This is a genomic window from Krasilnikoviella flava (assembly GCF_900167525.1).
In the GTDB taxonomy this organism is placed as follows: Bacteria; Actinomycetota; Actinomycetes; order Actinomycetales; family Cellulomonadaceae; genus Isoptericola; species Isoptericola flavus.
Window position 1 is genome coordinate 156,822 of record NZ_FUZQ01000002.1, and the last position, 24,306, is coordinate 181,127.

Consider the following 24,306-nt stretch of genomic DNA (forward strand, 5'->3'; position numbering starts at 1 on the left):
CGACCCGCCATCCCGGGAGGACCGCATGACCGCAACGCCCCGCCTGCCCCGCCCGCCCCGCGCCCGCAGCGCCGTCGTCCGGGGCGTCGTCGTCCTGGCGCTCGGCGCGGTCGTCACGCTCGGTGCGTGCTCGTCGGGCGGGTCGCCCTCGCCGACGGTCACCCCGAGCAGCACGGCGGACAAGGGCGCGCCGCCGCAGCCCGCGGTGCCCTCGGCGTGGCCCCTCACCGGGGTGCCGTCGGACGACGTGGCCGCTCGTCCGGCGCTCGCCGTGAAGATCGAGAACGCGCCCGAGGCGCGGCCGCAGACCGGGCTCGAGGACGCCGACCTGGTGTGGGAGGAGGTCGTCGAGGGCGGCATCACGCGGTTCGTCGCCGTGTACCACTCGCAGGTGCCGAAGGCCGTCGAGCCCGTGCGCTCCGTGCGGCCCATGGATCCGGACGTCGTGGCGCCGCTCGGCGGCATCCTCGCCTACTCCGGCGGCCAGACGCCGTTCATCACGGCGGTGGAGAAGTCCGGCACCCAGTCGGTGATCATGGACCGCGGCGACGCGGGCTTCTCCCGCGACCCGGACCGTGCCGCGCCGCACAACGTCGTCGGCGACCCGAAGGCGTTCCTCGACCAGGCCGACGGCGACCGCACCGTGCCGCCGCCCGCCCAGTTCCGCTACGCCGGCGAGGCGGGGGCGGGCACCGCCGGCACGGACGGGAAGAAGGCGGCCACGGTCGACGTGACGCTCAGCCCGGCGCAGAGAAGCGTCTGGGACTGGTCGGGCAAGGAGAAGCAGTGGCAGCGCAGCGAGGGCTCCCGGGAGTCCGTCTCGTCGTCGGGGGCGCGGCACGCCGCCACCAACGTGCTCGTCCTGTCGGTGGACGTGGTCAAGACGAAGTACAAGGACCCGGCCGGGTCCCCGGTCCCCAAGACCGAGCTGGTCGGGAAGGGCAAGGGCGTGCTGGCGTCGGCGGGGAAGACCGTCCCGGTGCGGTGGTCGAAGAAGGACCAGGCGTCTCTGGTCGAGCTGACCCGTGACGGCGAGCCCGTCGAGCTCGACCCCGGGAGCACCTGGATCGAGCTCGTGCCGAAGGACAGCGGGAGCTGGAAGGTCTCCTGACCGCCGGTGCCCGGATCGCCAGGGTCAGCCGAGGCCGTGCACGGCGCCGTCGAAGGCCACCACGTGCCCACCGATCGACTGCAGCCCCTCGAGGTAGCCCCTCCGTTCCCGCTCCCACACCGTGGTGCCGTCGCGCAGGTCGAGGGCCACCAGCCGGTGCCGCTCGCCGCTGCCGCTGATGCCGACCAGCAGGCGGGTGCCGTCCGTGACCGCCCCGGTGACCCAGTCGCCCGACCCGTCGGCCGCGCGCTCGAGCAGGTCGCGACGCGCCCAGACCTCGGCGCCGGTCGCCACGTCGATCCCGACGAGCCCACCTCCGTCCTGCACGACGACGACGCCCGCCACCCGCGCGAGCACGCCGCCGAGGTCGTCGGTCGGGGTGCTCCACTCCTCCGCGCCGTCCGGGCCGACCGCCGTGAGCCGTAGCTCCCCCTCGGCGTCGCCCGTACCCACGAGCACGAGGAAGGGCCCCTCGGGGTCGTCGTCCACCAGCGGCGGGAGCAGAAAGCCCGGCACCGTGGCGACGACCGACCCGTCCTCGTCGATCACGGTGCTCTCCTCGCTCACGAGGACGTGACCGCCGCCGGGGATCGGACGAACCCATGCGCCGTCCGGGCCCACGTCGAGCACGGCGCCGTCGGGCGTGACGAGGACCGAGGCGCTGCACACCGAGAGCGAGGTCACCGACGGGGACGCGTCGACCATGGGGTCCGTCATCAGCTCGGGCGCGGCGTCTTCGTCCTGAGTCATCCCGCACTCCCCGAGGTCCTGTGCCCGGAGGCGCACGGTCGCCTCGCCGCGCACCTCGCCGGTGAGCGCGTCCTCGAGACGCAGCGTCGGGTCCACCCAGCCGTCGGCGCGGAGCGCGCGCAGGGTGTCCTCGTCAGGCATGTCGTCGGCGGGCCACGGGGCGGTGGCGTTCGTGCTGCCCTCGACCACCGCGATCGCGCCCGCGGCGGCGGGCACCACCACGGGGGCGCCGTCCGGGGCTGCCTCATCGAACGCGTCGGTCCGTGCGGGGCCGAGCGACCGCTCGCCGAGGACGACGCCGGTGGCGTCGAGCACCGTGACGGTGCGGTCGTCCGACTCGCCGCTGAGGCAGACCGCGGTGTCGGCGGGTGTGCCCGGGTCGTCCCGGGAGCTTCCCTGCGGGCCGCACGCCGGGTACGGACCGACGTCGCGCTGCCACAGCTCTTCGCCGGTGGCGGCGTCGAGCGCCGACACGGACGTGCCCTGGGTCGTGAGCACGATGCCACCGGGGAGCGTCACCAGGGTGCCGTGACCGTTCGCGAGCTCCCACGTCTCGCCGAGCGGCTCGGACAGGTCGCCGACCACGCCGGGCAGGCCCTGCACGGCCTCGGCGCGCAGCCGGTCGGCGCGGGCGTCCAGGAGGCCCGGGCCGACGGCGGCGGTGGCGGCGGCGGCCACGACGACGGCGGTGCCGGCCGCGAGGGTGACGCGGCCGCGGCGGGACAGGGAGCGCCAGCGGGCGAGGGCACGATCGCGCAGGTCGGCGAGGGGCCGCCGGCCGCCGGGCTCGTCGCCGTCCGGGGCGAGAAAAGGCTCGTCCTCCCGCTCGTCGTCCGGCACGAGCTCGAACGTGGCCATCGGCTCGCGACGACGGAACCTCGGGGGCATGCCCGGAGGCTACCGGCGGGACGGCGCTCTCACCCCGGACGCGCCTCGTGCTGGTGGGTGAGATGTCGTCCGGTGCGGTGCTGCGTTCATCCGAGGCCGTGCAACGTGCTCGTGAGGAGCACGGGATGCCCGCCGACCGCCTCCAGGGCGTTCAGGTGCCCCTTGCCCTCCCGTTCCCAGGTGGTCGTGCCGTCGCGGACGTCGAGTGCGACCAGCCGGTGGCTGCCGCCGCTGCTCCCGCCGACGCCCAGCAGCACTCGGGTGCCGTCGGTGAGCGCGCCGGCCACCCACTCGCCGTTGCCGTCCTTCGGCACGTCGAGCAGACCGTCGTGGGCCCAGAGCTCGGCCCCGGTCGCGGCGTCGAGCCCGAGGACCCGGTCGGCGTCCTGCAGCAGGACGACGCCGGCGACGCGTGCCGCCACGCCCGGGGGGCTCGTCACGGGGACGGCCCACGCCTGCTGGCCGTCGGGTCCGAAGGCGGCGAGCCGCATGTCCTCCGCTCGCTCGTCGACGACCGTGAGCGCGAGGGTGAGGCCGCTCGGGTCGGCGTCGACGGAGGGCAGCACCACCCACCCCGGGACCGTCGTGACCAGCGAGCCGTCGGAGGCGTGGACCCTGCTCTCCTCGCCCGTGGCTGCGAACCCGCCGCCGGCGATCGCCTGCAGCCACCCGGCGGACGTCGATGCGTCGAGCGGCGACCCGTCGGCCATGAGGCCGACGCTCGAGCCGCACGCCGACAGGACGGCGAACGACGGTGTGACGTCGACCGAGCTGTCCGGGATGACCCGGACCCGAGTCGTGCCCTCCTCGTTCGTCTCGTACGACTGGCCGCAGCCCTCGAGACCCTCGGGTCGCAGGCGCGCCGTCACCTCGGCGCGCACCTCGCCGGTCACTGCGTCCTCGATCCGCATGGTCGGGTCGGTCCACCCGCGTTCCCGCAGGGTCCGCAGGGTCCGCAGAGCGGCGTCGGCGTCACCGGTCTCCGACCAGGCGGCGTCGACGCCGCTCGTCCGGTCGTCGACGACGACGACCGCCCCGTCGGCGGCGGGCAGCATGATCCGGGTGTCGTCGTCGAGCCCCTCGGAGTACGGGTCGGTGATCGCCGCGCCGACGGTGCGCTCGCCCGTCACGGTGCCGGACGCGTCGAGGACCGTGACGGTGCGCGCGTCGGGTTCGCCCCCGAGGCAGACGACGGTGTCGACGGGCCGGTCGAGCTCGACCGAGCTGGGCCGCGGTCCGCAGACCGGATCCGCCCCGACCTGATGTCGCCAGACGTCCTCGCCCGTCGTGACGTCGACGGCCCGTGCGTCGGTCCCGTCCGTCGTGACGACCACGCTGCGAGGGAGAACCGCGAGGATCCCGGTGCCGTTGGGCACCTCCCAGGTCTGCTGCAGCGGTTCCGACAGGTCGGGGACCGTTCCCGCCAGCCCGCGGACCGCCTCCGCCCGCAGCCGGTCCGCGCGCGCGTCGAGCAGGGACGGGCCCGCGATTGCGCCCGTCGTGGCGAGCACGACGACGACAGCCCCGGCCGCCATTGCGACACGGGCCCGGCGGGACAGCCGATGCCAGTGCGCGGCGGCGCGGTCGCGGATCGTGGGGTCCCCCGGGGCGTCGCCGCCGGGCAGCGGCGGGCCGCCGGCTTCGGGCTCGGCGTCGGGCACGAGCTCGAAGGTGGTCATCGGCTCGGGGCGACGGAACCTCGGCGGCATGCCCGGAGGCTACCGGCACGGGGGACGGGATCGGCGGTGGTCCGGACCCTCCGCAGCCGCAGCCGAGGCAGGTCAGAAGGCGTACGGGAAGCGCGACCAGTCAGGGTCGCGCTTCTCGAGGAACGCGTCGCGACCCTCGACGGCCTCGTCGGTGAGGTAGGCGAGGCGCGTCGCCTCGCCGGCGAAGACCTGCTGGCCCATGAGGCCGTCGTCGGCGAGGTTGAACGCGAACTTCAGCATCCGGACCGCCTGCGGGGACTTCCCGGCGATGGTCCGCGCGTACTCGATCGCGAGGCCCTCGAGGTCGTCGTGCTCGGCCACCTCGTTGACGCCGCCCCAGCGCTCGGCGTCGTCTGCCGAGTACTCGCGGGCGAGGAAGAAGATCTCCCGCGCGCGCTTCTGCCCCACCTGCCGGGCGAGGTACGCGGAGCCGTAGCCGCCGTCGAACGAGCCGACGTCCGCGTCGGTCTGCTTGAACCGTCCGTGCTGGCGGCAGGCGATCGACAGGTCGGCCACGACGTGCAGCGAGTGCCCGCCCCCGGCGGCCCACCCGTCCACGACGGCGATGACGACCTTCGGCATCGTGCGGATGAGGCGCTGCACCTCGAGGATGTGCAGCCGCCCCGCGCGGGCCGGGTCGACGGCGTCGGCGCCGTGCTCGACGCCGCCCCCGTCGTCGGCCGTCGTGTACTGGTAGCCGGAGCGGCCGCGGATGCGCTGGTCGCCGCCGGAGCAGAACGCCCAGCCGCCGTCCCTCGGGGACGGTCCGTTGCCGGTGAGCAGCACGGTGCCGACGTCGGACGTCATGCGGGCGTGGTCGAGCACCCGGTACAGCTCGTCCACGGTGTGTGGGCGGAACGCGTTGCGCACCTCGGGCCGGTCGAACGCGACGCGCACCACGGGCAGGTCGCGCACGACGGCGCCGGCGGCGTCGCGCTCGACGCCGCGGTGGTAGGTGAGGTCGGTGAGGCCCTCGAACCCGGCGACCTCGCGCCACACGGCGGGGTCGAACGTCTGGGACACGGTGCGGGGGAGGGGTGCGCTCACGCGGCCACCCTAGTTCCGGATCGGGCCTCGCCCCGGATCAGGCCTTGCCCGGATCGGGTCGGGCGGCGTCGCGGCGCGCCCGGCGTCCTCCTCGGGGCCGCGGGTGTCGGGGCGCACCCTGAAGTCATGAGCGTGCGGGAACCCGAGGACGACGTGGTGGACCCGGCCGACGTCGCGCACGAGATCTTCGTGTACGACGCAGAGACGGTCCGCCGCGACGCCCAGCGCATCGGTGGTCGCCCGGCTCCGAGCCCGTTGTCCTACGTGCCGGAGCTGACGGACTTCACCGACTGACCGGCCAGGGACCTCCGGACGGGGCCTCCCGGCGTCCTGCCGTGCCCGCGCCCTGCCACCGGCCAGTAACCTGAACGGGTGCAGCTGCTGCGTGAAGTCGTGTACCGCACCCCGCTGACCACCCGGTTCCGCGGCCTCGACGTGCGCGACGGCCTGCTGCTGCGGGGCGACGCCGGGTGGGGCGAGCTGTCCCCGTTCTGGGACTACGACGACGTCGAGTCCGCGACCTGGCTCCGCGCCGCGCGCGAGGCCGCCGACGTCGGCTTCCCCGCACCCGTGCGCGACCGCGTGCCCGTCAACGTCACGGTCCCCGCCGTCGGCCCCGAGCGGGCCCGCGAGATCGTCCTCGCCTCCGGCGGCTGCCGCACCGCGAAGGTGAAGGTCGCACAGCGGGACCGCTCCGCCGACGGCCGCCCGGGCGCGCTCGAGCCGCTGGAGGCGGAGGAGGCGCGGGTCGCGGCGGTGCGCGCGGCGCTCGACGAGGTGCACGGGCCGGGGGTCGGCGCGATCCGGGTGGACGCGAACGGCGGCTGGTCCACCGACGAGGCGCTGGCGCGCATCCCCGTGCTCGACGCCGCGGCGGGCGGGCTGGAGTACGTGGAGCAGCCCTGCGCCACCGTCCCGGAGCTGGCCGCCGTGCGCCGCCGGTTGCGCTCGCCCGTCCCGGTGGCCGCCGACGAGTCGATCCGCCGTGCCGCCGACCCCCTGCGGGTGGTGCGCGAGGACGCCGCGGACGTCGTCGTGCTCAAGGTCCAGCCGCTCGGCGGCGTCCGCGCCTGCCTCGACCTCGCGGAGCAGGTGGGGCTCCCGGTGGTGGTGTCGTCCGCGCTGGAGTCGTCGGTGGGCCTCGCCGCAGGTGTGGTGCTGGCCGCCGCGCTGCCCGAGCTGCCTTATGCCTGCGGCCTCGCGACGTCGCAGCTGCTGGTGCACGACGTCGTCGCCGACCCGCTGCTGCCGGTCGACGGCGCGCTGCCCGTGCGCCGGCCCGCGCCGGACGCCACCGCTCTTGCCGCCGCCGAGCCCGACCCGGCGACGCGCGACCGGTGGCTGGCGCGGTACTCCCGCCTCGCCGGCCTGCTGGACGGGGTGCCCGCGTGAGCGCGCCGGCACCCGCGCTCCCGCCGTCGCTCGTGGCGGCGCGGGCCGTCGTGGCCGACCTGGCCCTGCAGGGCGTGCGCGACGTCGTGCTGGCGCCCGGGTCGCGGTCCGCGCCCCTCGCCTACGCGCTGGCCGAGGCCGCGGACGCCGGGCGGCTCACGCTGCACGTGCGGGTGGACGAGCGGACCGCGGGCTTCCTCGCGCTCGGCCTCGCGCGCGGCAGCGAGCCCCTGCTCCGGCACGCCGGCGGCGAGCCCGTCGAGGTGCCGTGCGCGGTCGCCGTCGTGACGACGTCCGGAACCGCCGTGGCCAACCTGCACCCCGCCGTCCTCGAGGCGCACCACTCCGGTGTGCCGCTCGTGCTGCTCACCGCCGACCGCCCGCACGAGCTGCGCGGCACCGGCGCCTCCCAGACCACCGACCAGGCGGGGATCTTCGGCAGCGCCGTGCGGTACGCCGTCGACGTCCCCGCCCCCGACGGGCGCGACGGCGAGGTGCGTGACCTGCTCGGCGCCCTCGGCCGCGCGCTCGCGGCCGCCCAGGGGCTCCGTGACCGCGATCCGGGGCCTGTGCACGTCAACCTCGCATTCCGCGACCCCCTGCACCCGCCGGCACCGCTCGAGCCCCTCCCGCCCGAGGAGCCGCGGCCCGAGGGCTTCCGCCGCACCACCGTCGTCCCGCCGGTGTCCCCGGTCGGCAGCGACCCGGCGTTGCACGGCGACGCTGCGCGGACCCTCGTCGTCGCGGGGGACGGCGCGGGCCCGGACGCGCGCGCCGTCGCAGAGGCGCAGGGGTGGCCGCTGCTCGCCGAGCCGTCGTCGGGCGCGTGCGGGGGCCCGAACGCGGTGGCGGCCTACCGCTCGGTGCTGGGCGTCGAGGAGCTGACCCGCGACGTCGAGCACGTCGTCGTGTTCGGCCGGCCGACGCTGTCCCGCCCCGTGCAGCGGCTGTTGGGCCGCCCGGACGTCGCCGTCACCGTCGTCGCGCCCGGCGGAGGCCCCTGGCCGGACGCGGCCCGCAACGCCGAGCTGGTCGTGCCCCGGCTCGCCGACCGCTGGTCGTCCCCGGCCGCGCCCGCGGACGCCCGCGCCGGTGGCGTCGACGGGGCGTTCCTTGCCCGCTGGCAGGCCGGGGGCCGGGCGGCCGCCGCCGTGGTCGACGCCGCGACGAGCGACGAGGCGGTCGCCGCGGGGCTCCTGACGGCGCCCCACGCCGCGCTCGCCGTCGCGCGCGCCGTGGCGTCCGTCCTCGGCCCGGACGACCTGCTCGTCGTCGGGTCGTCCAACCCCGTGCGCGACCTGGACCTCGTGCTCGGGCTCGACCACCCGCATGCCGGCGACCTGCCCGACGTGCTCGCCAACCGCGGGCTGGCCGGCATCGACGGCACGGTGTCGACCGCGGCGGGCGTCGCGCACGCCGGCGCCCGCCAGGGCCGCCGCACGCGCGCGCTGGTCGGCGACCTCACCTTCCTGCACGACGCCGGCGGGCTGCTGCGTGGACCGCACGAGCCGCCGGCCGACCTCGAGATCGTCGTCGTGAACGACGACGGCGGGTCGATCTTCGCCACGCTCGAGCACGGGGAGCTGGCGTCGTCGTCCGCGAGCGGCTCCGCCACCTTCGAGCGCGTCTTCGGCACCCCGCACGGCGCCCACCTCGCCGAGCTGTGCGCCGGCTACGGGGTGGACCACCAGCTGGTGCTCGACGTCGGCTCGCTGCGGCACGCGCTGCAGGCACCGACGCGCGGCGTGCAGGTGATCGAGGTGCACGTGCCGCGCGCCGAACGCCTCGCGGAGACGCGAGGACTCGCCGCCGACGTGGCCGCGGCGGTCCGCGCGACGCTCTGACATGAGACGACATGATTCGCAGGAAGTTCACAGGTTGAGCCAAGGCCCGCACCAGGGTGGGGTGGTCTCCTGGAGTCACACATCGAGGAGGGCATCATGAGCACCGACACCCCGGGCGCACCGCAGCCGTCGGGCGCCGACGAGCCGAACCGGAGCGCGACGCCGCACACGGAGCAGCCGACGGAGCAGCAGCCCGCTGCCGAGCGCGCTCCCCAGCCGGACGCGCAGGACACCCAGCACCTCACCGTGCAGCCGACCCAGCAGATTCCGACCCAGCGCGACCAGCAGCCCCCGGCGCCGCCGCAGCCGACGGCTCCCCAGCAGCCGACGGCACAGCAGCCGCGCTACGGGCAGATGGCGCCCGGGTCGCCGTACTACAACCAGCAGCAGCACCCGCAGGGGCAGTACCACCAGCAGCAGGGGCAGCACCCGCAGGGGCAGCACCCGCAGGGCCAGCCGTACGGCCAGGGCCCGGCCAACCCGTACGCCGTGGGCCAGACCTCGGCGCAGCCGGGAGGGCCGGAGGGCTCGGTCGCCACGACGCGCCAGCGGTCCGTGTGGGTCCCGGTGGCGAGCGCCGCCGTCATCGCGGCGGTCCTCGCGAGCCTGGGCACCGCGGCCGCGACCGGCGCCTTCGACGCGGGCAACCCCTCGTCGCTGGCGAGCGTGGGCACGAACCAGCAGTCCACCGACGAGGCCCCGGTCAAGAACTCGACCTCGAGCAACCCGGACTGGGAGGCCGTCACCACGGCGGTGGCCCCGTCCGTCGTCGCCATCCAGGTGCAGAGCCAGGCCGGTGGCGCCGAGGGCTCGGGCGTGATCTACGACGACCAGGGTCACATCGTCACCAACAACCACGTGGTGTCGGGCGCGGAGAACGGCACCGTGCAGGTGACGCTGTCCGACGGCCGCCTGTACGAGGCGACCATCGTGGGCACCGACCCGACCACGGACCTGGCCGTCGTCAAGCTGAAGGACCCGCCGGACGACCTCAAGGCCGCGTCGATCGGCAGCGCCGACGACGTCACGGTGGGCGACGCCGTGCTGGCCGTGGGCAACCCGCTCGGCCTGGCCAACACCGCCACCACGGGCATCGTGTCGGCCCTCGACCGTCCGGTCTCGGCGACGGGGGAGGACGGCAGCACGCAGGTCGTCACCAACGCCATCCAGATCGACGCCGCGATCAACCCGGGCAACTCCGGCGGCCCGCTGTTCAACGCGCAGGGCCAGGTCATCGGCATCACCTCGTCGATCGCCACGCTCTCCAGCGGGATGGGCGAGAGCCAGTCCGGCTCGATCGGCCTCGGGTTCGCCATCCCGGTGAACCTCGCGACGAACATCGCGGACCAGCTGATCAAGAACGGCACGGCGGAGCACGCCTTCCTCGGGGTGACCATGCAGGACGCGACGGCCACGGCCGACGGCGTCACGCGCCGTGGCGCCCAGGTGGTCGAGGTGTCCTCCGGGTCGCCCGCCGCCGAGGCCGGCATCCAGGCCGGCGACGTGATCGTCGCGATCGACGACGACTCCGTCAACGGCGCCGAGTCCCTCACGGCATACGTCCGGGAGAAGGCGGCCGACCAGAAGGTCACGCTCACCTACGTCCGTGACGGCAAGACGCAGACCGTCGACGTCGCACTCGCCGTCCGCGACGAGTCGTCCACCACCGGTCAGGGCAGCGGGGACCAGAACGGTCAGGGCGACCAGGGTCAGGACGGCCAGGGTCAGGGCGACCAGGGTCAGGACGGCCAGGGTCAGGGCGACCAGGGTCAGGACGGCAGCTCGGACTCGACCGACCCGGGCAACCTGCCCGGGTGGCTGCGGGACCTGCTCCAGGGCGGCAACTGAGCCGCGGCGGGCCCCCTGGCCGGCCGCACCGAGCAGCCCCGCGGGCCGCGACGAACTCCCCCTCCTCGTCGCGGACCGCGGGGCTTCGTCGTGACCGCTCCGAGGCTGAGGCTGTCGTCCGGACGGGCTCAGCCGGCGGGGCCGGGACGCAGCGCGGCGAGGACGCCGAGGGCGCTGCGCTCGAGGAAGTCGGCGAGCTCGGAGGGGGAGATCTCGGGGTCGGTGGCGGCCTCGACGAGGGCCTGCTCGGCGAACGAGATCCACGAGTGCAGGGCGACCTCCAGCAGGGGGCTCGGGGCGACGCCGATCTCCTGGAAGGCGTCGCGCAGGTGCCCGGCGAGCACGTCGCGCGCGTGCTGGATGGTGGCCCGGACGTGCTCGTCGCCCGACGCGGCGCCGCGCACCAGCGAGTAGAACGTCGCGTCGTGGTCGTGCACGAAGTCCACGAACCGGTCGAGGGTGTCGCGCAGGCGCTCGCGGGGCGGCAGCTCGGCGCGGGGCTCGGTGGCGTGCAGCATGGCGTCGCGGGCCGTGCGGACGATGGCGGAGTGCAGGCCCTGCCGGTTGCCGAAGTAGTAGTGGACGAGGCCGGGGGAGACCCCGGCCTGGGCGGCGAGATCCTCCACGGTGACGGACTCCAGGGGCCGGTCCGCGAGGGCGGCCACACCGAGCGCGACGAGCTGCTGCCGGCGTTCGTCGGGGCTCATCCGGGTGCGTCGCGCGGCTGCCATGCCCCGAGCATATGGCCGTTTCACGAGGTGACGGCGTCGGCCGGAGGGTGAAGCGCCGCGGGCAACCAGTTCTATTGACGCCGCCTCAGTAAGAGGCGTACCGTCGCGACTCGTCGGCGACACAGGGGTCGCCATGTCGCCTGTTGGAGGGGAAATGAAGCTCAGCGCACTGACGCGCACGCGTCGAGGCCGTGCGATGCTCGCGGCGGTTCCGACCGTCGCGGTGATCGGCGTCCTCATGGGCGGGGTCGCCCAGGGAGCGGTGCCGGTGTCGATGGCGATCTCGGGCCAGCAGTTCAAGATCGGGGCCGACCTGCTGGAGGGGACCGGCTTCTCGCAGTACGCGGGCGAGGCGAAGGACGCGGACGGCAAGTCGCACCCGGTGGCGATCGCCAACATCAAGGACGCCACGCTGCACAACCTCTGTCAGTCGGTGAAGGTCCCGGGCATGCCGCTCGGCCTGCTCATCTCGGCCGGCACGGACCCGAAGAACCCGGTCAAGGCGACCGACCTGCAGATCGGCATGAGCGACCTGCGCGGCACCGCGCAGTTCAACCAGATCCGGATCGGCGTGGACGCGTCCACCGTCAACACCAAGGCGCACGGCAGCAAGGGCGACTTCGCGATGGACTCCGACGCGATCACCATCGACGACCTCAAGCAGGTCTCGTCGAGCACGTCGGCCGCGGTCTTCAAGCTCACCGACCTGCACCTGAAGATCTCCGACGGCACCGAGTGCTTCTGATCGGCCCGGGCGACCAGGGAGACCAGGCGTGAGCGACGAGAACACCCCGAGCATCCCCGAGGGGACCCCCGAGTCGTCCACGGCAGCGACCACGGCGTCGCCCCACGAGGCACCGGCCACCCGCCGCGAGCGGTTCGCCGCGTGGCGGCGGGACCGGCCCTTCTGGGGCGGGACGTTGGCGATCCTGTCCGGTGTGGTGCTGTGGTTCTCCGGCCGGCTGCAGATCGACAACTTCGAGATCCAGCTCGGCATCGAGGGCATGCAGTCCACGCTGCTGCCCGTGGCGCTGGTGCTGCTCGGCGCCCTCCTGCTGGCGCAGCCGCAGTTCCGGGTGTTCTACGGCGTGATCACGCTGGCGATCTCGGTGTACTCGCTGCTGGGCGTCAACCTGGGCGGCTTCGGCGTCGGCATGATCCTCGGCGTGGTCGGCGGCATCCTCGCGGTGTCCTGGATGCCGCGCCCCGCCGCGGAGGCCTCGGCGTCCACGGCGTCCAGGGCGGGCGAGGGTCCCGCCACGGCGCCGGAGCCCGCCGTCCCGACGCCCGCGGACCCGCGTGCCGAGGGCGAGGAGGTCGGCCTCACCGAGCTCCTGCCGTTCGACGAGGAGCCGGCCCCCGGCCGGCGGCACGCCGCGATCATCGCCGCGGTGGCGGTGGTCGCCCTCGGCGGCACCGGCACGACGGCGGTCGAGGCCGCCGCCGCGGCACCCACGACGCAGGTGCGTGCCGCCTCGGACTGCTGGGACCCGCTGGGCTGGCTCGAGTGGGCCTGCGGCGGCGACGACGAGGCCGACCCGACGCCCAGCCCGTCGCCGTCGGCCACGGCCGGCGCCGGCGAGACCGACGGCGGTGCCACGACGGGTGGCGCTGCCGCAGGGTCGGAGGACGCGGGGACGGACGACGACGCGACGTCCGACGACGGTGACGCCGGCAAGGAAGGCAAGGCCGGCAAGGGCGCGACCGACAAGGACGCGCCGTCCGGGGAACAGGCCCAGGACGACGTCGAGAAGGAGTTCGAGCTCGAGCTGGGCCCCTGCGCACGGATCACCTTCGGCGGCGAGTACGACATCAACGTCTCCCTGCCCGGGGACTGCGGCAAGCGCGAGGACGCCAACGTCTTCTCGGTCGACGGCGAGCTCGAGACGCGGGACCTGCAGCTGCCGCTGACCGGTATCAACGGCATCGACGTGGTCAACGTGCCCGTGACGACCGGCGGCCCGCGGCGTGACGCGCTGCGGATCAACGTCGACTCCGTCAAGGTGCCCGGGTTCTGGCTCAAGACGTACGCCGACAACGACGGCAAGGTCGGCGGCACGGTCACCGACGCGGACTACGTGTCGATGGAGGGCGACGCGCAGATGTACATCTCCTCCATCCACGCGGACCTGCCCGACGGCGACGACTGGGCCGAGCTGGGGGAGAAGATCGCGGCGGGCGCGTCGCCGGTCGAGATGCTGCTCGGCCTCACGGACGCGCGGATCGGCCTCATGGGGGCGACGTCGGACAAGCAGGTCTGGTCGCAGTTCCGCGAGCAGGTCTGGGAGGAGTAGTTGCCGAGGTAGTGCGCGGGTCAGTCGGCGCCGAGCGCCCACCGCATGGGCACCAGCTTCGCCTCGGACTCGGCGAGCTCGGCCTCCGGGTCGGAGGCAGCGACGATGCCGCAGCCGGCGAAGAGCCGCACGTGCCGCGGGTCGACGGGGGAGAGCTCGGCGGACCGCAGGGCGATGCCCCACTCGCCGTCCCCGTCGGCGCCGACCCACCCGACGGGACCGGCGTAGCGGGAGCGGTCCATGCCCTCGATCTCGCGGATGAGGTCGCGGGCCACGTTCGTGGGCGTGCCGCACACGGCGGCTGACGGGTGCAGCGCGGCCGCGAGGGTGAGCGACGACGGCGCCCGCTCCACCCCGTCGGGGCCCCGGTCGAGGACGCCCGTGACGTCGGACGCGAGGTGCATGACGTTCGGCAGGTGCAGCACGAACGGGGCGTCCGGCACGTTCATCGACGAGCAGAACGGCTCGAGCGCGGCCGCCACCGAGCGCACGGCGTACTCGTGCTCCTCGAGGTCCTTGGAGGAGCGGGCGAGCTGCGCGGCGTGCAGCAGCGCGTCGTCGTCCGACATGCCCGCCTCGCGGCGGATGGTGCCGGCCAGGACGCGGGAGGTGACGAGCCCTTTCTCGCTGCGAACCAGGAGCTCGGGGGTGGCGCCCACCATGCCGGACACGGAGAAGGTCCAGCAGGCGGAGTAACGGTCGGCCAGCCGGCGCAGGAGCCAGCGGGGGTCCACGGGGTGCTCGGTGGTGGCGAGCACGTCGCGGGCCAGCACCACCTTCTCGAGGGCGCCCGACTGGATGCGGGCCACGCCCTCGCGCACGACGGCGGGCCAGTCGGCGGCGGCGACGGCGCCGTCCGCGAAGCGGACGCGGCCCGGAGCGGCGACCTCCGTGCGGGGCTCCCGTCGCAGCGCGTCGGTGCCGGGTGCGGCGTCGAGGCTCGCGCCCGGGGTGATGGTGGTCATCCAGGTCACGCCCGCGCGGCGACCCACGACGACCCGCGGGACGACGAGCGAGCCGTCGGGCCGCGGGTGCCCGACGTCGTCGCCGTCCTGGTCGTCGAGCTGGCCGGCGTCGTCGAAGGCGAACGTGCCGAACGCGACGGGCCCGGTGCCGGGCAGGCGCACGTCGTCGCGCACCACGGCCCGCTGCAGGGTGGCCTGCCAGGCGGCCTCGGCGTCGGCGAAACGGCCCGGGCCGAAGGTGTCGAAGCGCAGCGCCTCGCCCCAGCCCACGATGCCGTCCCCGCGCCGCACCCAGCTCAGCGGGCGGGCGTCGGGCAGGAGGTCGACGAGGGCGGTGAGGCCGCCGGGGAGATCGTCGATCCGGGAAGTGCGGACCAGGAGTGCGAGGGGCTCGGTCGCGGGATCGGTGGCGGCGGGATCGGTCGTGCCCGGGAGGGGGCGCGGCGCCGGGAGGGGCGTGGCGGACATCGGCTCCAGAGTACGCCCGACGGTCCGCCACGCCCCGCTCACGGTGCGTTCCTCACGAGCCCCGCGAGGTCACGGCGTGGCCGCGCCGTCGCGGGGCTCGTCCGCTGCGGCGGACCGCCGTCCGGCCGACCGGTTGAGGACGCCGTCGTCCGCGAGGTCGTCGAGCTGGTCGTCGTCGACGGCCTTGCTGGCGGTGCCCTTGACGAAGACCGACGGGTTCTCGGGCGTGCCGGCCTTGATGTGGTTGAACAGGATGTTCAGCAGGATCGCCATGAGCGCGGCCGAGCTGATCCCCGAGTGGAAGATCGTGCCGAACCACGTGGGGAACTGGTCGTAGAAGTCGGGCTTCGCGATCGGGATCATGCCGAAGGAGATCGATGCGGCCACGATGACGAGGTTCATCGAGTTGGCGTAGTCCACCTTGGCGAGCGTCCGGATCCCGGAGGCGGCGACGGACCCGAACAGGACGATGCCGGCGCCGCCGAGCACGGGGGTCGGGACGGCGGCCACGACGCGGCCCAGCACGGGCAGCAGGCCCAGCACCACCAGGATCACGCCGCCGGCGGAGACGACGAAGCGCGACTTCACGCCCGTGATCGCCACGAGCCCGACGTTCTGCGCGAACGCGGACTGCGTGAACGAGCCGAAGACCGGCGACACGACGGACGACGCCATGTCGGCGCGCAGGCCGTTCGCGATGCGCTTGCGGTCCACCTTGGTGCCCACGATCTCGCCGACGGCGATGATGTCCGCCGTCGTCTCCGTGAGCGTCACCAGGATGACGATGAGCATCGAGACGATGGCGGCGACCTCGAAGGTCGGCGGGCCGAAGGCGAACGGCGTCGGGAAGGCGAACACCGGGCCCTCGCCCACGCCGGCGAAGTCCGCCATCCCGAGCGCGAGGGCGATCAGGGTGCCCGCGACGATCGCGATGAGGATCGACAGCCGGGACACGACGCCGGAACCCACCTTCGACAGCAGGATGACGATGGCGAACGTGAGGAAGGCGAGCCCGATGTTGCTCGTGGAGCCGTAGTCGGGCGCCTCGGCGTCGCCGCCCATCGCCCAGTTCGCCGCGACGGGCATGAGGGTCAGGCCGATCGTCGTGATGACGACGCCGGTGACCACGGGCGGGAAGAACCGGATGATCTGGGCGAAGAACGGGGTGATGAGGAACCCGATCGCCGACGCGACCAGCACCGCGCCGAGCACGGCCTGGATGCCGCCGCCGCCTGCGACGATCGCGACCATCGTGGAGACACCGGCGAACGACACCCCCTGGACCAGCGGGAGCTGGGAGCCGAAGAAGCGGATCCCGACCGTCTGCAGGATCGTGGCCAGGCCGCCCATGAAGAGGCAGGCCGCGATGAGTGTGCCGATCTCCGCCGACGTGAGGCCGGCCGCGCCGCCCACGATGAGCGGCGGGGCGATGATGCCTCCGTACATGGTGAGCACGTGCTGGAAGCCGTACCCGAACGTGGCGCCGAGGGGCAGGCGCTCGTCCTCGGGTCGGGTGGGGCCGGTTGCCGCACGGGTGGATGCGGGTCGGGACATAGCGGACCTCCTTGTGCGCTATCAGTGCCAGATCTTCCGGTGTACGGAAGAAGCCTTCCACCATTCGACCGGCAAGGGTGCTCTGTGTCAACCCTTTCGGTCCGTCCGTCGGTCGAGCCTGTCGAGACCTCCCGGGGTTTCGACAAGCTCAGCCGGCGTCGACGAGGTCAGCCGGCGTCGACGAGCCGGCGGGCCGCCTCACGATGCTCGGCCAGGAGGGCGGGCAGGTCGAGGCCGACGACCGCGCCGTCGACCACGCGCCACTCGCCGCCGACCATGACGCGGTCCGCCCGGTCGGCGCCGCACAGCAGGAGCGCGGCGACCGGGTCGTGGGAGCCGGAGAAGCGCGGCTCGTCGAGCCGCCAGAGCGCGAGGTCGGCCTGCTTGCCGACGGCGAGCACGCCGAGGTCGTCGCGGCCGAGCACGCGCGCCGAGCCCCGGGTGGCCCAGCCGAGGGCCCTGGCCACCGGGACCGACGCGCCGTACCTCAGGCGCTGCAGGTACAGGGCCTGGCGTGCCTCGGGCATCATCGTCGACGCGTCGTTCGACGCCGACCCGTCGACGCCCAGGCCCACGGGCACACCGGCGTCCTCCAGCTCGAGCACCCGCGCGATGCCGGACGCGAGCCGCATGTTCGACGTCGGGCAGTGCGCCACACCCGTCCCCGCGGCGCCGAGCCGGGCGATCTCGGCGTCGTCGAAGTGGATGCCGTGGCCCAGCCACGCGCGGTCCGTGAGCCAGCCGACCGACTCGAGGTAGTCCACCGTGCGCATACCGAACCGCTCGCGCAGGAAGTCCTCCTCGTCGATCGTCTCCGCGAGGTGGGTGTGCAGGCGCACGTCGTGCCGCTCGGCGAGGGCCGCCGTGTCCCGCATGTTCTGGGTCGTGACCGAGAACGGCGAGCAGGGCGCGAGCGCGATCTGGATCTGCGCCCCCGCGCCGCGTTCGTGGTAGGCGCCGATGAGGCGCTCGGAGTCGGCGAGGATCGTGTCGGCGTCCTGCACCACCGACTGCGGCGGCAGCCCGCCGTCGTCCGTGCCGAGCGTCATCGAGCCGCGGGTGAGGGTGGCCCGCATGCCGAGCTCGCGCACGGCCGCCACCTGGATGTCGATCGCTTCGTCGAGGCCGGCGGGGAAGACGTAGTGGTGGTCGGCCGCGGTGGTGCAGCCGGACAGCAACAGCTCCGTGAGCGCGACCTTGGTCGCCAGCTCGTGGGCGCGCGGGGTGAGGCGGGCCCACACCGGGTAGAGGCGCACGAGCCAGGGGAACAGCTCGGCGTCGGCGACCGGTCCCCAGGCCCGGGTCAGGGTCTGGTAGAAGTGGTGGTGCGTGTTGATCAGGCCGGGCGTGACCACGTGCTCGGACGCGTCGAACGTGGCGTCCACCGGCGTCGACGGGCTCGCGCCCCCCGCGACCAGCTCCGTGATCACGCCGTCGGTGACGACCAGTCCGCCGCGGGCGTCGGGCGTGCCGGCGCCGTCGGAGCTGTCGGTGGAGTCGTTGGCGGTGAAGACGGCCAGCGGGTTCTTGATCCAGGTGCTCATCGGTGCCTCCTGGCGGCGCCCGGGGAGCGGCGCCGCGTCGCGCCGGCTCAGTGGGCCTGTCTGCCGATCCAGGGAGCGACGGCGCCGCGCCGTCCTCGCTCCAGGACGGTAGGCGAGCGGCGCTCGGTGCGTCAACGGTGCGTCGACGGTGCGTGCGACGATGACGTCCATGTCCCGCGCCAGCCTGGAGAAGAAGCCCGCCGAGGTCGCGTCGATGTTCGACGGGATCGCCAAGCGCTACGACCTCGTCAACGACCTCGTCTCCCTCGGCCAGGACCGGCGCTGGCGACGGGCCGTGGTCGACGCCGTCGCGGCCGTCCCCGGCGAGCGGGTGCTCGACCTCGCCGCGGGCACCGGCACGTCCAGCGAGCCCTTCGTGGACGACGGTGCCCTGGTGGTGCCGTCCGACTTCAGCCTCGGCATGCTGGCCGTGGGCAAGGAGCGCCGGCCCGACCTGTCCTTCGTCGCCGGAGATGCCACCCGGCTCCCGTTCGCCGACGGCGTCTTCGACGCGGTGACCATCAGCTTCGGGCTGCGCAACGTGGTGGACACCGACGCCGCGCTGCGCGAGATGCTGCGGGTGGTGCGGCCCGGCGGCAGGGTCGCGATCTGCGAGTTCTCCACCCCCACGTGGGCGCCGTTCCGCACCGTGTACATGGAGTACCTCATGCGCGCGCTGCCGGTGGTGGCCGGGGCGGTGACGCGCGACCGCGGGTCCTACGACTACCTCGCCGAGTCCATCCGCAGCTGGCCGGACCAGGCCGCGCTCGGCCGCCGGCTGCTCGACGCCGGCTGGGACCGGGTGTCCTACCGCAACCTCACCGGCGGCATCGTCGCGCTGCACCGGGCGGTCCGCCCGGCCTGAGCGCCGCCCTCCCCGCGTCCGACCTCGGTCTTTGACCCGAGCGGTCGTGCGTCGTATCGTCGACTCGTCCTGAAACGATTCAACGTAGATTCAGGGCGCACCGATGCGCCAAGCACGACGACGTACGCAGGGAAGGTCAGGTCGATGACGACACCACACAGCGCGATGCGCCCGACGCCGGGCGGCGGCACCCGCCTGCACGGCTACCGGGCGACCGTCGCGGTCGCGATGTCCAACTACATCGAGGCGGGCTCGATCATCGCGCTCGCCACCAGCCTCACGCTCTGGCAGGAGCACTTCGGGCTCAGCAACCTCGCCGTCGGGCTCGCGGCCGCGCTCAGCGCCAACGCTTTCGGTGCCGCCGTGGGCGCCATGATCGGCGGGCCGCTGGGCGACCGGTACGGCCGCAAGTTCATCTATACCTACGACCTGCTGCTGTACATGCTCGGCACGGCGTTCATCGTGTTCGCCGGCGCCCCGTGGATGCTGTTCGTCGGCATCGTGCTCACCGGCATCGCCGTCGGCGCGGGCGTGCCCGTCGCGTGGACGTACATCGCCGAGGAGGCGCCCGACGACCAGCGGGCCCGGCACGTCGGCACGGCGCAGCTCGCCTGGTCGCTCGGGCCGCTCGTGGGCTTCGTGCTCGCGACGGCGCTCGTGCCGCTCGGCCTCCTCGGCAGCCGCATCATCTTCGCCCACCTGTTCGTCATCGCGTTCGTCACCTGGTGGGTGCGTCGCGGCCTCGCCGAGTCGGACGTCTGGAAGGAGTCGAACGCCAAGCAGGTCGCCCTCGGCCGCAAGCGGCGCGGCTTCCGGGAGCTGATCTCGCACCCGCAGAACGTCAAGGCGCTGCTGTTCCTCGTCGGCGTCTACGCCCTGTGGAACACGGTCGCCGGGCAGGCCGGCATCTTCATGCCCCGGGTCTACCAGACGGCGGGGGTCGAGAGCGCCGTCGCGCAGAACCTCCTGCAGGTGCTGGTGTGGGGCCTGACCTCCGCGGCCACCTTCTGGGGGTTCATGAAGTACGGCGACCGGGTGAGCCGCCGGCTGCTGTACGGCATCGGCGCCTTGATGGCCGTCGCGGCGTGGATGATCCTCGCCTTCGTGCCGCACGTCTCGATGCCGCTGCTCATCGCGTACGCCGTCCTGTGGGGCGTGTCCGCCGGCATCGGTGCCCAGGCGTTCTACGCGCTGTGGACGGCGGAGCTGTTCGCGACCGCCTACCGCGCGTCGGCCCAGGGCGTGCTGTTCTTCGTGGCGCGCATCGCCGTCGGGCTGCTGAGCTACCTCTTCCCGACCATGCTCGCGAACCAGGGCGTGCCCTTCGTCGGCGGGATCATGGTCGCGCTGCTCGTCGCGTCGCTGGTGATCGGCGTCCTCTGGACTCCCGACACCGCGGGCAAGAGCCTCAAGGAGATCGAGCGGGAGCGCTACGGCGCCGACCTCGACGACGCCGAGGTGCCCGCGGCGCGCTGAGCAGGCCCCGCCGGTCGAGTCTGTCGAGACCCTCGGAGGGTCCCGACAGGCTCGACCGGCGTCCGCCTCAGCTGCCGGCGGTGCGGTCCTTGAGGGCGCTGCCCTGCTCCTTGGCGAACTCCGTCACGCTGCTGGTGACGTCCGAGACCTTGGCCTGCACGCGTGGGTCGTTCCAGGTCTCCGTCGCCCAGTCCTTGGCCTTGTCCAGCTGCTGTCGGCCCCTCTCGGTGCCGAACAGGTAGCCGAGCGCCGCACCGACGACGAATGCCGGTCCTGCCTTCATGTGTCGCGCCTCCTCGATGATCGTCCTGGCGGTCGTGGTCGTGGGTCGTGCGCACGACCGTAGGCACGTGCGGCGTCGTACGCACCCCGCGACATGCCGGCCGTGGCACCCTTCCGGACCTGCGGGGACGCGCGTCCCCGCAGGGCGACGGCCCGTCCCCCGGGCAAGGAAGGGTTGCCTTCCTACACAGCGCCGCCCGAACGTGACTAGAGTGCTGGCAAGAGTTGTGATGAGGTTCACAAGTCGACTCCGGCACCGTCGCCGGGACGCTCGAGGGATCGAGGTGAGCACGTGCGGTCAGGTCGCTTGGACGACGCCGACGTCATCGTCGTGGGCGCCGGCCCGGCGGGGACGTCCACGGCCCACTGGTGCGCTGCCGCGGGCCTCGACGTGCTCCTGCTCGACAAGGCGTCCTTCCCCCGTGACAAGGTCTGCGGGGACGGGCTCACCCCCCGCGCCGTCGGAGAGCTGGCCCGCATGGGGCTCGGCACGCGGGAGGACGACGGGTGGATCCGCAACGAGGGTCTGCGGGTGGTCGCCGGCGCCCGCTCGTGGGAGCTTCCCTGGCCCGACCTCGACTCCTTCCCCGGCTACGGCATGGCCCGCGCACGGACGTCGCTCGACCACCGGCTCGCGCAGCACGCGCAGGCCGGCGGCGCCAAGCTGCTCGAGCGCACGAAGGTGACGGGGCCGCTGCTCGACGACCGCGACGGGCGCGTCGTGGGGGTGCGGGCGCAGGCCCTCGACGGCCGCGGTCGTGCTGACGGCGCCGAGACGGTCTTCCGCGCGCCCGTCGTCGTGGCGGCCGACGGTGTCTCCTCCCGCTTCGCGACGGCGCTCGGGATCACACGGCGCGACGACCGCCCGCTCGGCACCGCCGTGCGCACCTACTTCCGCACCGAGGGCACGTCCCGGCACCAGGACGCGTGGATGGAGTCGCACCTCGAGCTGTGGGACGGCGCCCCCGGCGCGTCGAACCTCCTGCCCGGCTACGGGTGGATCTTCGCGCTCGGCGACGGCACAGCCAACGTGGGCCTCGGCGCCGTGAGCTCGACGCCTGCGCGGCAGTCGGCGACCGGCCACGACTACCGCGGCATGATGCAGGCCTGGATGCGCAACACCCCCGCCGAGTGGGGCTTCACGCCCGAGAACCAGGTGGGCCCGATCCGCGGCGCCGCGCTGCCGATGGGCTTCAACCGCCGCCCGCTGTACCGCGACGGCGCGGTGCTGGTGGGCGACGCGGCCGGGATGGTCAGCCCCTTCAACGGCGAGGGCATCGCCTACGCCCTGCAGGCGGGCCGGGTCGCCGCCGATGCGATCGCCCAGGCGCGCACCCGCACCACGGACGACGCGCGGGAGCGCACGCTCGCCTCCTACGCGGACCGGATGCGGGCCGACCTGGGCGGCTACTACACGTTGGGCCGCTGGTTCGTGCGGCTCATCGAGCACCCGCAGATCATGCGGATCTGCGTGCGGTACGGGCTGCCGCGGCCGGTGGTCATGCGGTTCGTGCTCAAGCTGCTCTCCGACTGCTACGAGCCGCGGGGCGGCGACTGGGTGGACCGGGTCGTCGCGGGGCTCACCAGGGTGGTCCCGGCGGCATGAGCGCAAACGAGCACAAGGGAGTGGTCGAGATGCACGAGGTCGAGATGGACGCGGCCGTGCGGACGGGGGAGTCGCGATGACCAACCCGTACGTGCCGGTCCTCATGCTCATGGGCGTGGCCCTGGTGCTCGCCGTGGGCGGCGTGGCGGCGAGCGCCGTCATCGGCCCCAAGCGCTACAACCGGGCCAAGCTCGACGCCTACGAGTGCGGCATCGAGCCGACGCCGCACGCGGTCGGCGGCGGCCGGCTCCCCGTGAAGTACTACCTGGTCGCGATGACGTTCATCGTCTTCGACATCGAGGTGGTCTTCCTCTACCCGTGGGCGGTGGACTTCGCGGCGCTCGCCGGCTTCGGCCTGGTCGCGATGCTCGCGTTCCTCGCCCTCATCACCGTGCCCTTCGTCTACGAGTGGCGACGTGGGGGCCTCACCTGGGTCTAGCCCCGGGCGCACGACCAGCACCACCAGCACCACCCGGCACGACACGGCAAGACGGACGGCAACGGTGCCGAGAGATCCGGCACCGATGTTCAGGAGGGGAGGGGTCATGGGCCTGGAAGAGGCTCCGTCGGGCTTCCTGCTGACGACGATCGAGGACCTGGCGGGCTATCTGCGCAAGGCGTCCGTGTGGCCGGTGACGTTCGGGCTCGCGTGCTGCGCCATCGAGATGATGGCTGCCGGCGCGTCGCGGTTCGACCTGTCGCGGTTCGGCATGGAGGTGTTCCGGGCGTCGCCGCGGCAGGCGGACCTGATGATCGTCGCGGGCCGGGTGAGCCAGAAGATGGCGCCCGTCGTGCGGCAGGTCTACGACCAGATGAGCGAGCCCAAGTGGGTGCTGTCCATGGGCGTGTGCGCGTCCAGCGGCGGCATGTTCAACAACTACGCGATCGTGCAGGGCGTCGACCACATCGTGCCCGTCGACATCTACCTGCCCGGCTGCCCGCCCCGCCCGGAGATGCTGATCAACGCGATCCTCGCGCTGCACCAGCAGATCCAGGACGCGCCGCTCGGCGTCAACCGCCGGGAGGCGGCCGCGGCCGCCGAGGCGGCGGCGCTCGACGCCACCCCGACGTTCGAGCTCAAGGGGCTGCTGCGATGAGCGACGGGACGACGGCGGGCGGGTCCGCGTCGGACAAGCCCGTCCCGCAGCCCGAGGAGGTCCTCGGTCCCCGGTCCAGGGAGCTCGTGTCCGGCAGCGAGCAGGCCGGCCGCGGCGGACGCGGGCCGGAGGTCGTCGAGGTGCGCCGGGGCATGTTCGGCGTGCAGGGCTCCGGCGACACGTCGGGCTACGGCGGGCTGGTGCAGCCGGTCGCGATGCCCGGCGCCGCGACCCGGCCCTACGGCGGCTGGTTCGACGAGGCGGTCGACGTGCTCGCCGAGGTGCTCGGCGAGGCGGGCGTCGCCTTCGCCGACGCGATCGAGAGGGTCGTCGTCGACCCGCAGCCCGACCCGCCCGACGTGCTCGCCGAGCTCACCCTGGACGTGGCGCGCGAGCACCTCGTCGCGGTCTGCCGGGCGCTGCGCGACGACCAGGACCTCCGCTTCGAGCTCAGCCTCGGCGTCTCGGGCGTGCACTACCCGCACGACGCGGGCCGCGAGCTGCACGCCGTCTACCACCTGACGTCGGTGACGCACGGCCGGCGCATCCGGCTGGAGGTCGCCGTCCCGGACGCCGACCCGCACGTGCCGTCGACCACGTCCGTGTACCCCACCAACGACTGGCACGAGCGCGAGACCTGGGACTTCTTCGGGATCGTCTTCGACGACCACCCCGGCCTGGCGCGCATCGAGATGCCGGACGACTGGCCGGGGCACCCGCAGCGCAAGGACTACCCGCTCGGCGGCATCCCCGTGGAGTACAAGGGCGCCACGGTGCCGCCGCCGGACACGAGGAGGCAGTACTCGTGACCTCACCCCACCCGATCCCCTGCTCC

The 24,306-nt window shown here is 73.9% G+C and carries 21 protein-coding genes; 13 read left to right on the plus strand and 8 right to left on the minus strand.

What is annotated here, in order from left to right:
• The first annotated feature begins 25 nt into the window (after positions 1-25).
• Positions 26-1,111 (plus strand): DUF3048 domain-containing protein, encoded by a 1,086-nt coding sequence (locus B5Y66_RS05355; RefSeq protein ID WP_079572187.1) that lies wholly within the window; start codon positions 26-28, stop codon positions 1,109-1,111.
• Between the two features lie 24 nt (positions 1,112-1,135).
• Here B5Y66_RS05355 and B5Y66_RS05360 read toward each other — a convergent pair whose 3' ends face one another.
• The 3 genes from B5Y66_RS05360 to B5Y66_RS05370 form a co-directional block, all read right to left on the minus strand.
• Positions 1,136-2,749, minus strand: coding sequence for an outer membrane protein assembly factor BamB family protein (locus tag B5Y66_RS05360; protein ID WP_079572190.1), 1,614 nt, complete (start codon positions 2,747-2,749; stop codon positions 1,136-1,138).
• 86 nt (positions 2,750-2,835) lie between these two features.
• The gene (locus B5Y66_RS05365; protein ID WP_139820747.1) at positions 2,836-4,458 is read right to left on the minus strand and encodes an outer membrane protein assembly factor BamB family protein; all 1,623 of its coding nucleotides are present in this window, start codon (positions 4,456-4,458) and stop codon (positions 2,836-2,838) included.
• Positions 4,459-4,530: 72 nt separating this feature from the next.
• Positions 4,531-5,505 (minus strand): 1,4-dihydroxy-2-naphthoyl-CoA synthase, encoded by a 975-nt coding sequence (locus B5Y66_RS05370; protein WP_079572195.1) that lies wholly within the window; start codon positions 5,503-5,505, stop codon positions 4,531-4,533.
• Positions 5,506-5,631: 126 nt separating this feature from the next.
• Here B5Y66_RS05370 and B5Y66_RS22475 point away from each other — a divergent pair, with 126 nt between their 5' ends.
• The 4 genes from B5Y66_RS22475 to B5Y66_RS05385 all read left to right on the plus strand — a co-directional run bounded on the left by B5Y66_RS22475 (position 5,632) and on the right by B5Y66_RS05385 (position 10,589).
• Positions 5,632-5,799, plus strand: a complete 168-nt coding sequence (locus B5Y66_RS22475; RefSeq protein ID WP_176168793.1) for a hypothetical protein — start codon at positions 5,632-5,634, stop codon at positions 5,797-5,799.
• A 78-nt stretch (positions 5,800-5,877) separates the two neighbouring features.
• Entirely contained in the window at positions 5,878-6,897 is a 1,020-nt protein-coding gene (locus tag B5Y66_RS05375; RefSeq protein WP_079572197.1) for an o-succinylbenzoate synthase, read from the plus strand.
• On the plus strand, positions 6,894-8,741 hold the full coding sequence (gene menD, locus B5Y66_RS05380; RefSeq protein ID WP_079572199.1) for a 2-succinyl-5-enolpyruvyl-6-hydroxy-3-cyclohexene-1-carboxylic-acid synthase: 1,848 nt from the start codon (positions 6,894-6,896) through the stop codon (positions 8,739-8,741). Before B5Y66_RS05375 ends, menD begins: the two co-directional genes overlap by 4 nt.
• 96 nt (positions 8,742-8,837) lie before the next feature.
• Positions 8,838-10,589: a S1C family serine protease gene (locus tag B5Y66_RS05385; protein ID WP_079572202.1), complete on the plus strand. Its 1,752-nt coding sequence runs from the start codon at positions 8,838-8,840 to the stop codon at positions 10,587-10,589.
• A gap of 128 nt (positions 10,590-10,717) precedes the next feature.
• Here the strand turns inward: B5Y66_RS05385 and B5Y66_RS05390 are convergent, their stop codons facing one another.
• Positions 10,718-11,320 carry a TetR/AcrR family transcriptional regulator gene (locus tag B5Y66_RS05390; protein ID WP_079572204.1) on the minus strand — a complete coding sequence of 201 codons (603 nt, stop codon included), beginning with the start codon at positions 11,318-11,320 and terminating at the stop codon, positions 10,718-10,720.
• 154 nt (positions 11,321-11,474) lie between these two features.
• Between B5Y66_RS05390 and B5Y66_RS05395 the strand changes: the two genes are divergently transcribed.
• Together B5Y66_RS05395 and B5Y66_RS05400 are read left to right on the plus strand one after the other, a co-directional pair.
• Positions 11,475-12,065, plus strand: a complete 591-nt coding sequence (locus B5Y66_RS05395) for a DUF6230 family protein (protein ID WP_079572207.1) — start codon at positions 11,475-11,477, stop codon at positions 12,063-12,065.
• 28 nt (positions 12,066-12,093) lie between these two features.
• On the plus strand, positions 12,094-13,614 hold the full coding sequence (locus tag B5Y66_RS05400; RefSeq protein WP_079572210.1) for a DUF6114 domain-containing protein: 1,521 nt from the start codon (positions 12,094-12,096) through the stop codon (positions 13,612-13,614).
• A 20-nt stretch (positions 13,615-13,634) separates the two neighbouring features.
• Here B5Y66_RS05400 and B5Y66_RS05405 read toward each other — a convergent pair whose 3' ends face one another.
• From B5Y66_RS05405 to B5Y66_RS05415, 3 genes are all read right to left on the minus strand, one after another.
• Positions 13,635-15,047, minus strand: a complete 1,413-nt coding sequence (locus tag B5Y66_RS05405) for an isochorismate synthase (RefSeq protein WP_079572213.1) — start codon at positions 15,045-15,047, stop codon at positions 13,635-13,637.
• Between the two features lie 69 nt (positions 15,048-15,116).
• Positions 15,117-16,601, minus strand: a complete 1,485-nt coding sequence (locus B5Y66_RS05410) for a nucleobase:cation symporter-2 family protein (RefSeq protein ID WP_079572216.1) — start codon at positions 16,599-16,601, stop codon at positions 15,117-15,119.
• A gap of 167 nt (positions 16,602-16,768) precedes the next feature.
• On the minus strand, positions 16,769-18,145 hold the full coding sequence (locus tag B5Y66_RS05415) for an 8-oxoguanine deaminase (protein WP_079572219.1): 1,377 nt from the start codon (positions 18,143-18,145) through the stop codon (positions 16,769-16,771).
• Positions 18,146-18,314: 169 nt separating this feature from the next.
• On the opposite strand from B5Y66_RS05415, the gene B5Y66_RS05420 reads away from it, so the two are divergent.
• Positions 18,315-19,010, plus strand: coding sequence for a demethylmenaquinone methyltransferase (locus B5Y66_RS05420; RefSeq protein WP_079572221.1), 696 nt, complete (start codon positions 18,315-18,317; stop codon positions 19,008-19,010).
• A 144-nt stretch (positions 19,011-19,154) separates the two neighbouring features.
• Complete coding sequence (locus B5Y66_RS05425; RefSeq protein WP_245806954.1) at positions 19,155-20,486, plus strand: MFS transporter; 1,332 nt, start codon at positions 19,155-19,157, stop codon at positions 20,484-20,486.
• 67 nt (positions 20,487-20,553) lie between these two features.
• Here B5Y66_RS05425 and B5Y66_RS05430 read toward each other — a convergent pair whose 3' ends face one another.
• On the minus strand, positions 20,554-20,769 hold the full coding sequence (locus B5Y66_RS05430) for a YtxH domain-containing protein (RefSeq protein WP_079572227.1): 216 nt from the start codon (positions 20,767-20,769) through the stop codon (positions 20,554-20,556).
• 291 nt (positions 20,770-21,060) lie between these two features.
• On the opposite strand from B5Y66_RS05430, the gene B5Y66_RS05435 reads away from it, so the two are divergent.
• The 4 genes from B5Y66_RS05435 to B5Y66_RS05450 all read left to right on the plus strand — a co-directional run bounded on the left by B5Y66_RS05435 (position 21,061) and on the right by B5Y66_RS05450 (position 24,280).
• Positions 21,061-22,374: a geranylgeranyl reductase family protein gene (locus tag B5Y66_RS05435; protein ID WP_079572230.1), complete on the plus strand. Its 1,314-nt coding sequence runs from the start codon at positions 21,061-21,063 to the stop codon at positions 22,372-22,374.
• Positions 22,375-22,450: 76 nt separating this feature from the next.
• Complete coding sequence (locus B5Y66_RS05440) at positions 22,451-22,813, plus strand: NADH-quinone oxidoreductase subunit A (RefSeq protein WP_079572233.1); 363 nt, start codon at positions 22,451-22,453, stop codon at positions 22,811-22,813.
• 106 nt (positions 22,814-22,919) lie between these two features.
• On the plus strand, positions 22,920-23,471 hold the full coding sequence (locus B5Y66_RS05445; protein WP_079572236.1) for a NuoB/complex I 20 kDa subunit family protein: 552 nt from the start codon (positions 22,920-22,922) through the stop codon (positions 23,469-23,471).
• Positions 23,468-24,280, plus strand: a complete 813-nt coding sequence (locus B5Y66_RS05450) for an NADH-quinone oxidoreductase subunit C (RefSeq protein WP_079572239.1) — start codon at positions 23,468-23,470, stop codon at positions 24,278-24,280. The genes B5Y66_RS05445 and B5Y66_RS05450 overlap by 4 nt, the downstream gene beginning before the upstream one ends.
• Positions 24,281-24,306: the final 26 nt, after the last annotated feature.

Bases quoted from the DNA above. Each gene is read 5' to 3' on its own strand.
- B5Y66_RS05355 (WP_079572187.1), top strand. From the start codon at position 26: ATGACCGCAACGCCCCGCCTGCCCCGCCCGCCCCGCGCCCGCAGCGCC.
- B5Y66_RS05360 (WP_079572190.1), bottom strand. From the start codon at position 2,749: ATGCCCCCGAGGTTCCGTCGTCGCGAGCCGATGGCCACGTTCGAGCTC.
- B5Y66_RS05365 (WP_139820747.1), bottom strand. From the start codon at position 4,458: ATGCCGCCGAGGTTCCGTCGCCCCGAGCCGATGACCACCTTCGAGCTC.
- B5Y66_RS22475 (WP_176168793.1), top strand. From the start codon at position 5,632: ATGAGCGTGCGGGAACCCGAGGACGACGTGGTGGACCCGGCCGACGTC.
- B5Y66_RS05385 (WP_079572202.1), top strand. From the start codon at position 8,838: ATGAGCACCGACACCCCGGGCGCACCGCAGCCGTCGGGCGCCGACGAG.
- B5Y66_RS05390 (WP_079572204.1), bottom strand. From the start codon at position 11,320: ATGGCAGCCGCGCGACGCACCCGGATGAGCCCCGACGAACGCCGGCAG.
- B5Y66_RS05395 (WP_079572207.1), top strand. From the start codon at position 11,475: ATGAAGCTCAGCGCACTGACGCGCACGCGTCGAGGCCGTGCGATGCTC.
- B5Y66_RS05405 (WP_079572213.1), bottom strand. From the start codon at position 15,047: ATGTCCGCCACGCCCCTCCCGGCGCCGCGCCCCCTCCCGGGCACGACC.
- B5Y66_RS05410 (WP_079572216.1), bottom strand. From the start codon at position 16,601: ATGTCCCGACCCGCATCCACCCGTGCGGCAACCGGCCCCACCCGACCC.
- B5Y66_RS05415 (WP_079572219.1), bottom strand. From the start codon at position 18,145: ATGAGCACCTGGATCAAGAACCCGCTGGCCGTCTTCACCGCCAACGAC.
- B5Y66_RS05420 (WP_079572221.1), top strand. From the start codon at position 18,315: ATGTCCCGCGCCAGCCTGGAGAAGAAGCCCGCCGAGGTCGCGTCGATG.
- B5Y66_RS05425 (WP_245806954.1), top strand. From the start codon at position 19,155: ATGACGACACCACACAGCGCGATGCGCCCGACGCCGGGCGGCGGCACC.
- B5Y66_RS05430 (WP_079572227.1), bottom strand. From the start codon at position 20,769: ATGAAGGCAGGACCGGCATTCGTCGTCGGTGCGGCGCTCGGCTACCTG.
- B5Y66_RS05440 (WP_079572233.1), top strand. From the start codon at position 22,451: ATGACCAACCCGTACGTGCCGGTCCTCATGCTCATGGGCGTGGCCCTG.
- B5Y66_RS05445 (WP_079572236.1), top strand. From the start codon at position 22,920: ATGGGCCTGGAAGAGGCTCCGTCGGGCTTCCTGCTGACGACGATCGAG.
- B5Y66_RS05450 (WP_079572239.1), top strand. From the start codon at position 23,468: ATGAGCGACGGGACGACGGCGGGCGGGTCCGCGTCGGACAAGCCCGTC.